The following is a 14,890-nucleotide window of genomic DNA, read 5'->3' on the forward strand; positions in this document are numbered from 1 at the left end:
GAGGACGATGCTTTCAGGAGAAGTCGCGATGACACGCATGCGGAGTGCTCTTTTCAACGTCGCGAGCGCCGCGCTGCTTTGCATGATGGTGGCCGCTCCCCTCGCGGCCCAGGACAGCTCTGCGACGCCCGCCGACACGATCGCGGGTCTGGTGGAGGAGATCGTCGAAGTCGAGGCGCGAATCAGCTTCCTTCGAGATCAGCTCGAAGTGGCGGAAGGCGAAGACCGCGAGCTCTTCGAGGACCAGATCCGCCGCCGCTGGAAGGAGCATCACGGCCTCCTGGCACGGGCGGTCGAGGCGACGATCCGAGCCCGGGAGGCGGGCTCGGAGAGTCCCGAGGCGACCGGCGTGATCCGTGAGGCCCTGGCTCGGGAAGTCGAGTTCATGCGCGACTACGGCCGGCGCCTGGATCAGCGAATTCGCGCGCTCCGGATCGAGCGGCCGGCCGCACCCCCCTCCGAGCTGTTCGGTCTCGAGGTGCAGCTCAGCGACCTGAACGGGAAGCTGGACGAGCTTCTCGCGATGGCCAATGACGACGTCGAATGGGCGGACGTCGTGGGCCTCGACCTGGGTCCGGACCTGGAGACCTTTGACACGATGATCGCGGAACGGGCCGCCACCACGTCCGCGAGGATCCAGCTGGCCATGGACCAGCGATCGCGTCTGCGAGACCTGGCGAAGGTGGCGGGGGCTGACACGATTCAGATTCGCGCGGAGCTGAACGCTCTCGACGAGAAGCTGCGAGGAACGACGGCAACTCTTCAGGCGATGGTCAGGGAACTGGATCGGCGCGGAGCGGAGACCGCCCGCTACAAGAGGGTCCTGCTCGAGTCCACCGGCGGCCTCGGCACGGAGGCGCTGAACCCGGAGGTGGTGAGCGGGCTGCTCGAGGAACGATGGATGGCAATCCGGGACTGGGTGGACACCAACGCGGGTCGCCTTCTGGTGAAGACGGTCGGCGTCGTGTTCGTCCTCGCGCTCTTCGGCCTCCTTGCCCGGCTGAGCCGACGGCTGGTGGGGAGGATCCTCGGCGCATCGAAGCTGACCACCACCGAGCTCCTGCGCCGTCTCTTCACCGGTACGGCCTCGAAGCTGGTGTGGTTGATCGGATTCCTGATCGCCCTCTCGATGATCGGCGTCGACGTGGGACCGATGCTCGCCGGGCTGGGCATCGCCGGCTTCGTGCTCGGCTTCGCGCTGCAGGACACCCTGTCGAACTTCGCGGCCGGGATGATGATCATGTTCTACCACCCGTTCGACGTGGGCGACGTGGTGACGGCCGGTGGCGTGACCGGAAAGGTCGAGGCGGTGAACCTCGTGTCCACGGTGATCAACACGTTCGACAACCAGGTGATCATCGTGCCCAACAACAAGGTGTGGGGCGACGTGATCACCAACGTGACCGCGCAGAGGACCCGGCGCGTCGACCTGAAGTTCGGTATCGGGTACGGAGACGACATTCCGAGGGCACAGCGCATCATGGAGGAGGTTCTCGCGGATCACGAGCTGGTCCTGGACGACCCGGAGCCCGTCGTCCGGGTGTTCGAGCTGGGCGATTCTTCCGTGAACTTCATCTGCCGGCCCTGGTGCAGGACCGAGGACTACTGGACCGTCTACTGGGACGTGACCGAGGCCGTCAAGCAGCGGTTCGACGCGGAGGGCGTGACGATTCCCTTCCCGCAGCGGGACGTGCACCTGTACTCAAAGAGTACGGACACCGGGGAGGACGACCGCTGAGCCGGAGCCGCTTGCCGCCCCGCGCCCGTGCCCTCTCGAGACGGGCACACCCAGTGTCCTGGCTCGTGTCGGTCGCGGTACTGTGCGCCACGGGGCCGTCCGTTGCCGCCGCGCAGTCTCTCGCCCGGAGCGCGTGGACGGAATGCGCGGTGTCCGATTCCCTGGTGACCGAGCTGGAGCGCATCGCCCGGCGCGTCGGAAACGACATCGGAATCGCGGCCATCCACATAGAATCCGGGGCTCGCGCGTCCGTCCATGGAACCCGCCGCTTCCCGATGGCGAGCGTATCGAAGCTCCCGATGGCCCTCGAGTTCCTTCACCGGGTGGACCGCGGGGAGGTTTCGATGGACGAGCGGCTCCGCCTCCCCATCACGGACTTCCGCCCCGGAAACAGCCCCCTCGCGTCCTGGTCCGGTGGCCGTCCCGTGACGGTCACGGTCGACAGTCTGTTCCGCCTGATGATCGAGGTCTCGGACAACACGGCCACCGACGTGATCCTCGGAATGGCCGGCGGACCGGCGGAGGTGACCCTTCGACTGCGGGCGCTCGGGATCGAGGAGATGGACGTCGACCGCTCGGAGGCGCGGACGTTCGCCGACCTGGTGGGCATTCCCGACTCGATCCCCGAGACCGAGCTGTACCGGTATTCTCACTTTCGCCTTCGGGACGCCCTTCCCGACTCCGTCCGGCACCGGGCCCGCATCGAGTACGGAACCGATCCGCGGGACACCGCGACGCCGGAGGCGACGGCGGAGCTGCTGGCAGAGCTCTGGGAAGGGGCCGGCCTGACTTCGGCCTCGCGAGAGCGGCTGCTCGAAGCGATGCTCGAGAGCCGGTCCGGCCCCCGGCGCATCCGCGGCCTGCTTCCACGTGGCACGCCGGTGGCCCACAAGACGGGAACGATGGCCGGCGCCGTGAACGACGTCGGGATCATCACCCTCCCGGACGGGCACGGGCACGTCGCCCTCGCCGTGTACGTGAACACCCTGCACCGGACGACGTACCGCAGGGAGCGTACGATCGCCCAGGCCGCGAGGGCGATCTACGACTATTTCGCGGGAGGCCCGGCAACGTTTGCAGCGGTTGCGCCGAGCTGCGGCCCGGTCGGACCCTACCCGATCACCCCGGCGGGACGATGACCGAGAGGCCCGTAGAATCGGGCCGATGGGAACGAACCTTGCTCTCATCCAACGTTCGCGTATCGCGCGGCCCGAAACCGGAGCACTGCATTGGTTGACGAGACGACGTCCGCAGGGGGGACGGAACAGGGTGATGGAGAGGTCGTTCGGAGCCTTCCGGACGACCTTCGTCCGGCCGTGCGGGGCACCCTCCGACTGACCCGGTTCGGCCCGAACGGCGCGACGGCGGCGCCGACCGTGCATCGATCCACCTTCGTGAACGGGCCGACCTACGACGGCCTGTCGGACAACGACATCCGCGGCTTCCTGGATGGCGGATACATCTGGGCCTGGAACCAGGCCACACAGATCCACGTGCGGCTCGGTCGAGCCGGGCGGTTCAAGCGGCCCAAGTATGCCGAGGTCGAGCTTTTCCGGGCGCTCCAACGCTGGGCGGACATCGACCTGCCGCGGGACTGCCGCGTGCACGCCTGCAGGCTGCGACTTCGAGTGGAGGAGGGGCCGGCGCGGCCGCTCCGGCTCTACCTGTTCGCCGTCCGGCGGGACTGGAACCCCGGTGGAGGAGGCGTGGACGGGAACAACGTCAGCGTGCCGCGGGCCGGGGAAGTCTGGTGGATGGACGCCGCATTCGGCGAGCAGGAGTGGGGACTTCCCGGGTGCGGGTTCGCGTCGCAGGGCCCGGGTGCGGACACGGATGTGCAGGCGCTGGCCGATGCCCTGTGGCAACCCGGAGACGATCGGCTGACCTTCGAGTCCGATGCGCTGGCGACCTACGCGGAGGATCGCATCCGAGGCGGCCAGCCCCTTCTCTTTCTCCTGAAGCTGGCGGACGCGATCGAAGACACGCCGGGGTGCCTCTTCAACCTGTACTCCGGCGAGGCCGGCGACTCGTGGAACCCGGAGCTTCGCCCGAAACTGCAGCTCGATTGGAGCAGTCCGACGGAAGAGCAGACCGCGGCGTTCGATCTGTTTCTGGAGCACGGTCGCTCCTGTCAGATCCCGGCCGTGGCGGAACCGGGAGGGGAATGGGCGGTCACCTTCGAGTCCGCTCCCGGATACGACCTTCCGTTCATCGAGGTCCGGGAAACCACGGCAAACGATGGCGCGGAGTGGCGTCCGGCACCGGCCATCCTGAGGCCGCGAGGAGCTTCCCTCGAGCTCCGGACGCTCGCTTCGGCCCGGCCGCTGCCCCTCGGCGCTCCCTTCGAGGCCGACATCAGGGACACCTGGATGCTCACCGGACCGGCGGAAAGCCGTTCGGTCCACTGGGTCTTCGAGTCGCCCACGGGCGCGGTTCACCGCCGTTCGGCCGAGTACGCGGGACGGTACCGGTGGTGCGTCTCGTTCCTGCCCGACGAAGTGGGACCGTGGCGCTACCGCTGGAACCATGACCTCCTGCCGGAAGGCTTCGAGAGCCCGGTCGGGGAGTTCTACGTGCGGGCGGATGGCCTGAAGGCGGTGATCGATGCGCTTTCCGGCCTGGAGCCGATCGCCGCCGAGGCCTCGACCGGCGAGCGCGGATCCCTCTACCGAAGGCTGTATGCCCTGGAACGGGGAGGCATGGCGCTGCTGTCTCCGGATTCCTATCGCTCTTCACCCGGACGCGAATTCCTCGAGGCGATGCGGAAGGCGCGCTCCGCCCTTTGGGGCGGTGAGATTCCGGAAACGTACGCCATGGAGTCGCATGACCTGATTCGGGAAGTGCATGGCGTGCCGCTCGACGATCCGATACCGGACAGTTCTCGCTACGATCTGACGATCGACGGGTCCGCCGATCCCTCGAATGGTCTCAGGCGCGTGCGTAGCCGGCTGCGACGAGGCCTCGGGCGCCTGTGGCGTCGGGTGGGTGGCAGGCGCTGACGTCCGTCAAACCGGCCCACCCCGGATGAAGAAGCGGGCCGCCTCGCCAAGCGAGACGGCCCGCGCAGCTTCGGGGCTGTGGTCGGGATCAGGTGACGACGGTCACGTTCTCCGCCGCCGGGCCCTTCTGACCCTGCACGACTTCGAACTCGACGACATCACCTTCCTTGAGAGACCGGAAACCCTCGGCCTGGATGGCCGAATGGTGCACGAAGCAATCCTTGCCGCCCTCTTCCATCGTGATGAAGCCGTAGCCCTTTTCGTCGCTGAACCACTTGACCGTTCCCTTGGTACGCATCTGCCCTGCTCCTGAAGTGTTGTGTTGCCAAGGTCGGAGTCCGGACGATCCGTACCACCCGACTGATTGACACTGTCGCGCGGTGGTCCCCCGCGCAGGGTTTCGTGGCACCCGCCACAAAAAAATGGGCGACCCCGTCCAACGGGTCCCCCAGAGCCAACCGCTGTGTTGCTATTTCATTACCGCGCTGCGACTCCCGTACATCGATATTTCCGGCGAAAAAATATGAGCGATACGGGGTGGCAAGTCAATCCGAGCCGTGGCGCGGCCGAAAGGCGGGCTCGTAGGTTGGGCGCATGAACGATTCGGGCTCGGGACCGTGGAAGCACCTCCTCGCCGAACCGCGCGCGCTCGCCTCCGACCTGTGGCGGGATGCGACGGAGCTGTGGCGTCGGCCGGAGGACCGCCGGGCCCTGAAAGTGCTCCTGACTTCGGCCGTGCTTCTCGTCGTGTTCGCGATCTGGGGCCGCCCGAACTTCCTGCGGGCGCACCTGCCCGCGGTCGGAAGCTGGATCGGTGTCGAAGCCGGCTACGAGTACTACCCGACCCTCCCCTATCTCTACTGGGGCCTCTCCAGCCTCGTCGTTCGCATTCTGCTGCCCCTGCTGGTGATCGTGCTGTGGATCGGAGACCGTCCGGCCGATTTCGGCTATCGCCTCCGCGGGGTCACCCGGCATGCCTGGCTGTACCTGCTGATGTTCCTGGTCATGGTCCCGGTCCTGGTGGCCGCGAGCTATGCCCCCGCGTTTCAGGCGAAGTACCCCATGTACGACCAGGCGTCTCTCGGCTGGACGCACTTCATCTTGTGGGAGGTCGCCTACGGGGTACAGTTCTTCGGCGTGGAGGGATTCTTCCGCGGATTCATGACGTTCGGCCTCTACCCGCGGTTCGGGTACCTGAGCCTGTTCATCATGGTGATCCCGTACGCCCTCGTGCACGTCGGCAAGCCGCCGATCGAAGTGTTCATGGCCATTCCGGCCGGTCTCGCCCTCGGGTACGTGGCCCTCAAGACGCGGAGCTGGGTGTTCGGCGCCCTGCTCCACTGGGCCGTCGGAACCACGATGGACTCCCTCGCCATCTGGCAGTCCGGGGGCTTCGGCGGGTGACGCTCGTTCTCCTCAGCGGCCGGCGACGACGCGTCTCGCGCGGTGCGGCCCGGCCGGGAGAGCGGGCACCCGGAATCGCCTCTCGTCGATTGTCGGGATGACCGCGAGATTCCAGAAAAACCGTCCGAGGCCACGGAGCTGAATCGCGGCGAGATCGCTCTTCCGTCGCGGGATCCCCTTCACGCACTTGTCGAGGCGTCCGATATCCGGGTACGGATTGGCTTCCCACAGGACCGGGGTGCCGTCCGCGAGAGTCGAATAGTCGAAGGCGACGAAGCCGAGTCCGAGCGCGGCGGCGGCCCGTCGAAACACGTCCGCATGCTGGACCGTGCCGAAGCAGAACTCGTGCTCGCGCTCGTAGATTTCGGGGACCCAGCAACGCCTGTGTACGTGGCGATGCCACAGCCGCCGAAGAAGACGGAAACGGAGGTACTCACGCCCGAACTTCTCGTGCTTCCAGACCCGGGTGAACATCGAGGCCCCGAGCGATACCGTGGGCTCGCGGCTGAAGTACAGACTGTCGGGAATGACCTCGTCGCCCCACACATAGACGCGCATCTTGTGGAACAGACGGCCCCAGATCCGATCCGGTCCCTCGGTCGGGTAACCACGCCGGACGTCGATCCAGGGCGTGGCGATCCCGGGCATCGGGACGTCCGAGGGCCCCAGCCGTCTCGCCTGCCTTCGACTCTCGACCCGCACGATGTCGGCCATGCAGTGATCGGCGTCGGCCCGCAGCAGCAGCGGAAACTCAGCAGTGTCCAGGATCGACTGCAGACCCACGAAGCTGTCGTAGGCGCGAGCCGGAGGCGTAGGAAGCCCGAGGGCGGACCAGCTCGCCGCCTGGTCCCGCTTCCGGTACCGAGCGAGAACGGTCGGCGGGTTGATCACCGCAAGCCCGAGCATCCGGGCCTTCTCGTATACCTGCATGGCATCGGCGTGACAGTCGGGGTACAGCTCTTCGAGCGGATCACCGAGCAGGAAGACGACCGCGGAAACCGAGCTCAGATCGGGCGGAGGGTCGCCCGTCTCGTAGACCTGCAGTCGGGATCCGATTCCGGGCGTCTCGATCCGCAGTTGGTCGATCGCGGGCTGCAGGTACTGAGGAATTCGACCGCGACCGGCTCCGTGACGCACGATCAGCACTTTCGACAATTCGGACCTCCACTCGTTAGGATCCTGACGGACTCGGCCCCATGACCGTGCCAGAATCGCACCGGAATCCGGGGAGGCCCCGGGACGCTGGAGACGCAGCACTAACATGTTGCCATACAGACAGATAGGGCCACGCATGCGATACTCTCGAGACCGTGGGGTCCGAACGCGGCCACCAGGTGTTGCACAGATGCAACAGGTCTTCCGTATCGCTCCACCCGGGACGCCGGGGCTTCGTGAGGCGGGGGTGAGTCGCGCGGATCAGGGAACGCCGTGTTGAGGATCCTGGCGATCGCCGCGCTTCTCGGCGCGGGGTACCTCGGCCTCCTCTACGCCCTCCAGCGGGCGGCGCTTTTCCCGAGGCCGGCGGCGGCCGAGCGCTCTCCGGCGGAAGGCCGGGACGACGTGGAGGGGCTGTGGGTGGGCCCGGACGGCGACGTCGAGGCCTGGCTCCTGTCCCCGCTTCCGGCTCCGGCTTCCCCGGATCACCCCGCTCCTCTCCTCGTCTTTGCGCACGGGAACGGCGAGCTCATCGACGACTGGGTCGAGGCGTTCGATCCACTCCGAAGGCAAGGGCTGGCCGTGCTCCTGGTGGAGTATCCGGGCTACGGCCGCTCCGGCGGCGCGCCGTCCGAGGCAACCATCGGCCGCACCATGGCGTCCGCGTTCGATGAGGTCACCGCGAGGCCGGACATCGATGGCGAACGGGCCGTGCTCTACGGCCGCTCGGTGGGTGGAGGCGCGGTCGCCGCACTGGCCCGCCAGAGAGCCGCTTCCGCGCTCGTGCTGGAGTCATCCTTCACGAGCGTCCGGACGCTGGCGCGACGCTACGGGTTGTTCGGGCCTCTGGTTCGCGACCCGTTCGACGTCCTGTCCGTGATCCGGGACTTCGAGGGTCCGGTCCTGGTAATCCACGGGACCGCGGATCGCCTGATTCCGTCTGCGCATGGCAGAAGGCTCGCCGCAGCCGCGACGAACGGTGAGCTCCTCCTGCTGGACTGCGGTCACAACGACTGCCCCCGTCCGTGGGCAGAGGTGGGCTCGTTCCTGCAGCGTTGGGGGATCCTGCCGGTCACTCCGGGGCGAGAGTGAAGTAGGCGTCCGCGTACAGGGTGTTGATCCGATACATCCCGGCCTCCGGGATCCCGCCCTCGGCGGAGGCGCCCCCCTCCCCGGTGGGCGCGCGCTCGATCTCGCCGCCCATCTCGGTGACCGCGAACACGAGTCGATGGCCGGCGTCACGGGCCTCGACGGTGAGGATCTCGGCCGGGAGGGGCCCCTCGGCCGCCTGTCGGCGCGCCGCTTCGATCGCCTCTTCGAGCACCGCCTTCATCGAAACCACGAGCGCCGCGTCTCCATCGACCCGCATCTCGATCGTCATTCGGACCGGGTCCCAGGAGAACTCGATCGCCGGGTCCTCGAAGCGCACGGTGTCCCGGGCGAAGTCCCGGTTCCGGATCGCGTAGTCCAGGCCCGTGATCCTGAGGGGCCGTCCGCCGGGCTCGGGGGTGAAGCGGAAGTCCTCGCCGCGGCCCGGAGCCCAGGAACCCACGTACTCGACCCCGAGCTCCGAGGCGATCAGGGCGGCGCGCGCGTCCGCCGTGCGCCGCTCGCTCGAGCGAGAAACCGGGGCCAGCGTATCCACCTCGGCCAGCCGTCCCTCGGGGAACCAGTTCTCGATCGATCCGGTGCCGTGCGTCCGGGCCAGATATCTCAGCACGGCTCCGATCTCCCGGCGATCCTCGAACGCGACATCCGCACCGGGAAGCTGCACTCGCCCCTCCGCCAGCATGCCGTTCCGGACCAAAATTCCCTCGAGCCGGTGGGTCTGGCTGCGCTCCGACACGGCGTAGGCGCTCCACGGCCCGGCGAAGGTCACCAGGGCCAGGACCACGAGGCTGGCGGGGATCACCTTGATGTTCCGGCTGCGGGTGATCGCGTAGTAGAGAGAGATGCCCCCCAGCCACAGGGACAGTACCACCAGGAAGTAGCGCGGCTCGGTGACCGCGTACTGCTGGATCCGTTTCCAGATCGCGAGGAGAAGCATCGCGTTCGCGGGGATCAGCCCGACGAAGAACCACCTCGCGTAGTGTCGGACCCAGGCGTTCTCCTCCCTCTCGGCGATCGGGTACAGCAGCAGCAGAGAGAGGATGCCGGCGGCGGCGACGCTGGACACCAGGTATCCGATCCACCCGCTCGGCCATACTCGAGTGACCAGGATGCGCCCGAGGTAGACGGTCAGGATCAACAGATAGACGGCGACCAGAGGGCTCAGGATGTACTGCGCGAACACCTTGAGCACCGGAGGATACTCCGTGCGGCGCTCCAGGGCCTCGAGACCTTCGGGCACTCCCGCGAGGAAGAACCAGGTGTTGAACAGGAAGGCGATCACGCACCACAGCCGGAAGTAGGTCTCCGGCTCCACCTCCACTCCGAGGAGGTTGTCGATGGCCAGAAGCGCGATGGAAAGCCCGAAGTAGAGTACGACCGAGAAGATCGCGCCGAGCAGGAACCGGAGGAGAAGGGTTCGGTTGTACTGCCAGAACCCGTTCCACTCGCGGACCGAGGCGTACGGCGCCACCGCCACGAGCAGATGCGCCGCCACCGAGAGCTGCACGTATCGGAACACCTGAACCGGGTCGGACCAGGTGGGTCGCGCGATGTAGATCCCGGCCAGGACCGCGAGGACGACCACCCGCGCGATCCACAGGGACCGCGCCGTGGCGCTTCGGCGCTCGGCGACCAGATCGATCGTCAGGAAGAGAGGGATGCCGAGGGTCGCCACGTAGAGGATCCCCTGCAGAATCTCCTCGTCGATCGACGAGTCGGGCATGAGCACTCCGGTCGCGGCCGCAACCGCACCGGAAAGGAGTACGAAGGGAAAGCGGCCGGCGGCGGCTCGACTCGCTCGGAACAGCTGCTCGATCGACGGGAGCTTCATGAGAGCATCTCCTGGCCGGGGAGGCGCGTTGAACTTACTGCCGGTACCCGGTCCTTGCGACTGGCGGGACGACTCTCAAGTCCGGGCCGGACCGGACGAGACGCTCTCGTGATCGGGCAGGCTGCCTCCGGCCTCACCGCTCGCCGAAGGCATATGCAACGCCCACCAGCGTCGGGCCCGGTCGCGCGTCCACGGCCTCGGCAACTGCACCTCCGACAACCGGCGTGAAAGCTCCGCCGCAGTGCCCGGCCGGTCCTCGGGACGCTTTGCCAGACACGCCAGCAGGATCTCGTCCAACTCGGGCGGAACCGGCAGCTCGGCCGCCTCGCTCGGCGCCAGCGGAGTCTTGTTCACGTGCGCGAAGATGGTGGCCACCACGTTCGGCTCTTCGAACACCCGTCGGCCGGTGAGGAGCTTGTAGGCGACGCAGCCAAGCGCGTAGAGGTCGGCCCGTGCGTCCATGCCCTGGTCCCCCATGGCCATCTCGGGCGCCATGTAGCTCGGGGTCCCGGCCAGCAGCCCGGTCCGGGTGAGCGGATCCTCCTCGTTGACGTCGATGGCGGACCTCCGGACGAGCCCGAAATCGAGCACCTTCAGGAAGTCGGGCTCGAACGCCCGCTGGCACAGGAAGAGGTTGGCAGGCTTCAGGTCCCGATGGATCAATCCGCGACGGTGCGCCTCCGTGAGCGAGTGGCACGCCTGCTGAAGCACGTAGACGACTCGTTCGGCGGGAAGGGCGCCGAACCTCTCGACGAGCGATTCCAGGTCGATTCCGTCGAGTAGCTCCATCACGTAGTAGAAGGACCCCTCGTCGCTCACCCCGAAGTCGTACAGCTGTACCGTGTGCGGTGACTCGAGGGATGCCGTCGCCTGCGCCTCGCGCTCGAACCGTCCGATCGCCACCTCCAGCCCGCCGGGCTCGAGGTCCAGCACGTCGGACCGAATGAGCTTGATGGCGGCCGGACGCGCCAGCAGCTCGTGACTCGCCTTCCAGACCTCGCCCATTCCTCCGCGACCGAGCAGCTCCTCGAGCCGGTAGCTGCCGATCTGCTCAGCCCTCAGGATGTCGCGGCCGAGCCCGTAGATGATCCGCGCCGCGATGTACGAGAACAGCACGACGAAGACGTAGGGTATGACGAAGACGCCGACGAACCGCCCGGTCCCCAGAGGGGGAATGTCGCCGGCACGCACGAGGAGGGCGATCGTCGCCGGGACCGCCGCGCCGGAGAGCGTCAGCGCGACCAGCGCACGGCTGGGACGGGACGGAAACACGACCGCGAAGAACAGGATCCAGACCGCGACGCTCGAGAGTCCGACCAGGTCGCTCGTGACGAGCTGCACTGGAAGACCGCGAAACGCCCCGTAGTAGTGGGACAGCGGGATGCACCAGCTCACCACCACCTGGAACGCCAGCCCCACGACCACGACCGTTCGCGGTGTCAGTCGGCCGCTCCGGACGAGCCACAGCACGAGCCCGGAGGAGATCATCATCATGAGGCCCGGACCGTATTGCAGCGGATCCGTGAATTCGCCCGCGAGCTGTCCCTCCACCCAGTTCGAACCCAGCCAGGTGATGCAGAGGGTCAGGAACAGGATGGCGCAGATGATCTGCAGGCGGTCGGACGCCTTGCGCAGCAGGGACAGCGGCAGGCTCGGAGCCGTACGCCCGCTGTCCGGCTTCGTCAGGCGGCGACGATCGGCCGTCACTCCTGCTTCTCGAACCACACGTCTCTCGTTCGGCCGTTCGACGCCTCGAAGCCCGTCACCTCCCCGTCCTCCGAACGGAGGAATACGACCTCGGCCAGCGGAAAGCCGGCCGTGAAGCGGTCCTCTTCACCGGGCGTGAGATCGATGTCCTCGAGCCGCCGGTGTTTCAGGACCAGGACGCTGTCCTCCACCACGGCCGTGAAGAAGGACTCCATCTCGGCGCTGAAATACCGGCCCTCGTAGGCCGCCAGCTCCTCCGGTCCGGGCTCCCACGGCTCGGCCTCGAGCCGCCGGGCGGGATGATCCCCGTTCTGGTGAAGGGTCAGCGAGGACACCTCTCCGTCCTCGTCGCGGTGGAAGGTGACGCTCGCGTCCACGACCCGGAGCTCGAACGTCGAATCGGAGGTCGCGTAGATCCGGACCTCTTCCTGCCCCGTGGCCTGGGTGAACAGGCTGTCGGCGCGCCGCGAGAAGGTGAGCACGAAGCCGGGCGCCTCCTCCAGGGCGTACCGGCCCGCGTACTCGTCGAACCGCTCGGGGTCCCACGCCGCGGGATCGAACTCGGTGGGCTCAGCCTCCGCCTCGGCCTCGGCCACCTGCTCCATCTCCTCCTCGGTCAACAGGGCGTCGCCCAGGAAAGCCTCCGTGATGGCGGCTGGAGAGGAGCCATCGAAGCCGGCGTAGTTGCTGTGCACCAGCACCCCGGTACCGAGCTCGGGATAGAAGGAGAAGTGCGACCGGTGCGCCGCATCCGCCCCCCCGTGCTGGATCCGCTTCCGTCCCCGGAACTCGCCCACGAAGAGCCCGAGCCCGTACGACGTCGTGTCCCCGCTGGTGAGGACGTACGGCGTCGTCATCTGTTCGATGATCTCGTATCCGCCATAGGCGCCGGTCTGGAGGTTGCTCATCCAACGCGCGAGGTCGGCCACGGTGGTGTAGATCCCACCCGCCCCCATGGCACCGCCCAGGTCGATGAGCTCCCTGTACCCACCGTCCTCGGCCTCTCCGTAGCCCCGCGAGCTGTGCGGGATGATGGCCAGCCGGTGCGGGCGGACGAAGGTGTCCCCCATTCCGAGCGGCAGAAACACGTTCTCCCGCATCCAGTCCGGGAACGGCTCTCCGCCCACGCGCTGAACGATCATGGCCGCCAGCGCGAAGGCCGTGTTGTTGTAGTTCCATTCGGCGCCCGGAGCATTCTGGAGCTCGGGCTGGCGCTGCACCATCGCGATGATCTCGTCCCGGTCGATGTAGTCCCCTTCGTCCAGTCTGCGGCCGGTCATCCCGATGGCGTTCAGGAACTCCCGGTATCCCGAGGTATGGGTGAGGAGGTTCCGGATCGTGATCGTGTCTCCGAAGTCCGGCAGCTCCCCGATGTAGTCCCGGACATCGTCGTCCAGGGAAAGCTCACCCCGCTGGGCCAGCAGGAGGATGGCGAACGCGGTGAACTGCTTGGAGGTCGAGCCGATGTTGTTCCTCGTGTCCAGGGTCATCGGGATGTCCCAGGTGAGGTCCGCCATCCCATACGCACGAGCGAACGAGAGCGCTCCGTCCTGGACGATGGCCACGACGACACCCGGGGTCTCCTCCCCGTAGCGCGTCATCAGCTGGTCGACCTTGCCTTCCGGGGTGGTGGCCTCGGGCTCCACCCGCTCGAGCGCGAACACGTAGCGTCCGGTCGCCTTCTCGAACGGCGCCACCTCGATCGTGTACGCCCCGGTCGTGTCGGTGGCGAACTGGAACGCCTCCGGTCCGCGGGCCGGGATGTCGAACTCGCCGACCTCCTCTCCGGTCGGATCCTTGACCGTAACCACGACATCGACCGTCACCTGGTCCACGTCCCCGATCACGAACTGACCGGACTCGAGGAACACCTCGTACAAGTGGACGTCCTCGGACCCGAGCGAATCCGCGTACGTCTCCCCGATGCTCACGGGAACGGGCGCGACCTCTTCCTGGGCGAGAACCGGCGCGGAGAAGAGAAGCAGGGCGACGAGGGCGAGCGGGACATGTCGGCTGCGCGAGGTCATGCGATGGCTCCGAAGGCTGGGGTCCACGGATGATGTCATACAGTACGCCCATGCTGCGGCCCCGGCGAGCGCCGCGTCCTCTCCATCGGGCGTTCCGCACCGGCCGGTGTCCGCTGCCTCCCTCCTTTGTCGCATCCGTCGATGAAGCGGTCAGGTCGAAGCCGGCCGCGGGTAGCGATCACAACAGTCGCGTCCGGGAGGACGCAGAGACGAGGAGGAAGACATGAGCACGATGACCGCACCGGTCGACAACGGCGTCAACGTCGGAGCCCTGCTCGAGGCCCGTGAGGCCCTGACGGCGATGCCGGAAGCCGCGCAGTTCACCTGGCGGGCCACTTGCGAGTGGGTGAACGGCACGCACAGCCGCTCCACGATCGAACGTTTCTTCGGTCTCGGCGAGGAGCAGTCGCACCGCACGGCCTACGCCTATGACACGGACCACCCGGAGATTTTCGCTTCGGAGGACAATGGAGCGACGCCAGTGGAGCTCGTGCTGGCAGGACTGGCGGGCTGCCTCTCGGCCGGGATCGCGGCGGTAGCCCAGAACCGGGAGATCCAGCTCCGCTCCGTGAAGGCCACGCTGGAGGGCGGGATGGACATCCAGGGGATCCTCGGGATCGACCCGGACGTCCGGAACGGCTTCAGCGGCATCAAGGTTCGCTACGAGATCGATGCGGACGCGACGCAGCAGGAGATCGAGGCGCTCGTCGCCCAATCTCAGAAGCGGTCGGCCGTATACGACGTCATCACCAACCCGACCCACGTCTCGGTCGAGGTCAACTGAGCTCCGCTCGGAATCGGGATCTGTCATGCGTACGACGACCGTCATACTCGGAGCTGGCCACGCCGGACTGGCCATGAGCCGCTGCCTCACCGAGCGCTCGATCGACCACGTGGTCCTCGAGCGCGGTGAGGTGGC

At 67.3% G+C, this 14,890-nt stretch carries 11 protein-coding genes; 6 read left to right on the top strand and 5 right to left on the bottom strand.

Annotation, left to right across the window (positions count from 1 at the left end; translation table 11 throughout):
• Positions 1-37: 37 nt before the first annotated feature.
• The 3 genes from AC36XV_RS05110 (at position 38) to AC36XV_RS05120 (ending at position 4,737) form a co-directional block, all read left to right on the top strand.
• The gene (locus AC36XV_RS05110; protein WP_492202604.1) at positions 38-1,738 is read left to right on the top strand and encodes a mechanosensitive ion channel family protein; all 1,701 of its coding nucleotides are present in this window, start codon (positions 38-40) and stop codon (positions 1,736-1,738) included.
• A gap of 149 nt (positions 1,739-1,887) precedes the next feature.
• Positions 1,888-2,877 carry a class A beta-lactamase gene (bla, locus tag AC36XV_RS05115; RefSeq protein ID WP_492202605.1) on the top strand — a complete coding sequence of 330 codons (990 nt, stop codon included), beginning with the start codon at positions 1,888-1,890 and terminating at the stop codon, positions 2,875-2,877.
• Positions 2,878-2,967: 90 nt separating this feature from the next.
• On the top strand, positions 2,968-4,737 hold the full coding sequence (locus AC36XV_RS05120; protein WP_492202606.1) for a hypothetical protein: 1,770 nt from the start codon (positions 2,968-2,970) through the stop codon (positions 4,735-4,737).
• 88 nt (positions 4,738-4,825) lie between these two features.
• Here AC36XV_RS05120 and AC36XV_RS05125 read toward each other — a convergent pair whose 3' ends face one another.
• The gene (locus AC36XV_RS05125) at positions 4,826-5,035 is read right to left on the bottom strand and encodes a cold-shock protein (RefSeq protein WP_492202607.1); all 210 of its coding nucleotides are present in this window, start codon (positions 5,033-5,035) and stop codon (positions 4,826-4,828) included.
• Between the two features lie 296 nt (positions 5,036-5,331).
• Here AC36XV_RS05125 and AC36XV_RS05130 point away from each other — a divergent pair, with 296 nt between their 5' ends.
• Positions 5,332-6,141 carry a CPBP family glutamic-type intramembrane protease gene (locus AC36XV_RS05130; protein WP_492202608.1) on the top strand — a complete coding sequence of 270 codons (810 nt, stop codon included), beginning with the start codon at positions 5,332-5,334 and terminating at the stop codon, positions 6,139-6,141.
• Positions 6,142-6,153: 12 nt separating this feature from the next.
• Here AC36XV_RS05130 and AC36XV_RS05135 read toward each other — a convergent pair whose 3' ends face one another.
• On the bottom strand, positions 6,154-7,296 hold the full coding sequence (locus tag AC36XV_RS05135) for an ATP-grasp domain-containing protein (RefSeq protein WP_492202609.1): 1,143 nt from the start codon (positions 7,294-7,296) through the stop codon (positions 6,154-6,156).
• A 273-nt stretch (positions 7,297-7,569) separates the two neighbouring features.
• Here AC36XV_RS05135 and AC36XV_RS05140 point away from each other — a divergent pair, with 273 nt between their 5' ends.
• Entirely contained in the window at positions 7,570-8,388 is an 819-nt protein-coding gene (locus AC36XV_RS05140) for an alpha/beta hydrolase (protein ID WP_492202610.1), read from the top strand.
• On the opposite strand, the gene AC36XV_RS05145 is transcribed toward AC36XV_RS05140, so the two are convergent.
• The 3 genes from AC36XV_RS05145 to AC36XV_RS05155 all read right to left on the bottom strand — a co-directional run bounded on the left by AC36XV_RS05145 (position 8,369) and on the right by AC36XV_RS05155 (position 13,971).
• Positions 8,369-10,237, bottom strand: a complete 1,869-nt coding sequence (locus AC36XV_RS05145) for a DUF4153 domain-containing protein (RefSeq protein ID WP_492202611.1) — start codon at positions 10,235-10,237, stop codon at positions 8,369-8,371. The genes AC36XV_RS05140 and AC36XV_RS05145 overlap by 20 nt on opposite strands.
• Before the next feature lie 75 nt (positions 10,238-10,312).
• Positions 10,313-11,944: a serine/threonine-protein kinase gene (locus tag AC36XV_RS05150; RefSeq protein WP_492202612.1), complete on the bottom strand. Its 1,632-nt coding sequence runs from the start codon at positions 11,942-11,944 to the stop codon at positions 10,313-10,315.
• Positions 11,941-13,971 carry a serine hydrolase gene (locus tag AC36XV_RS05155; RefSeq protein WP_492202613.1) on the bottom strand — a complete coding sequence of 677 codons (2,031 nt, stop codon included), beginning with the start codon at positions 13,969-13,971 and terminating at the stop codon, positions 11,941-11,943. The genes AC36XV_RS05150 and AC36XV_RS05155 overlap by 4 nt, the downstream gene beginning before the upstream one ends.
• A 223-nt stretch (positions 13,972-14,194) precedes the next feature.
• Here AC36XV_RS05155 and AC36XV_RS05160 point away from each other — a divergent pair, with 223 nt between their 5' ends.
• Complete coding sequence (locus tag AC36XV_RS05160; protein WP_492202614.1) at positions 14,195-14,755, top strand: OsmC family protein; 561 nt, start codon at positions 14,195-14,197, stop codon at positions 14,753-14,755.
• The last annotated feature ends 135 nt before the right edge of the window (positions 14,756-14,890 follow it).

It is taken from the genome of Candidatus Benthicola sp. (genome assembly GCF_058719085.1).

Excerpts from the sequence above, each read along its gene's own strand:
- AC36XV_RS05155 (WP_492202613.1), bottom strand. The coding sequence starts at position 13,971 with ATGACCTCGCGCAGCCGACATGTCCCGCTCGCCCTCGTCGCCCTGCTT.
- AC36XV_RS05110 (WP_492202604.1), top strand. The coding sequence starts at position 38 with ATGCGGAGTGCTCTTTTCAACGTCGCGAGCGCCGCGCTGCTTTGCATG.
- AC36XV_RS05125 (WP_492202607.1), bottom strand. The coding sequence starts at position 5,035 with ATGCGTACCAAGGGAACGGTCAAGTGGTTCAGCGACGAAAAGGGCTAC.
- AC36XV_RS05145 (WP_492202611.1), bottom strand. The coding sequence starts at position 10,237 with ATGAAGCTCCCGTCGATCGAGCAGCTGTTCCGAGCGAGTCGAGCCGCC.
- AC36XV_RS05130 (WP_492202608.1), top strand. The coding sequence starts at position 5,332 with ATGAACGATTCGGGCTCGGGACCGTGGAAGCACCTCCTCGCCGAACCG.
- AC36XV_RS05160 (WP_492202614.1), top strand. The coding sequence starts at position 14,195 with ATGAGCACGATGACCGCACCGGTCGACAACGGCGTCAACGTCGGAGCC.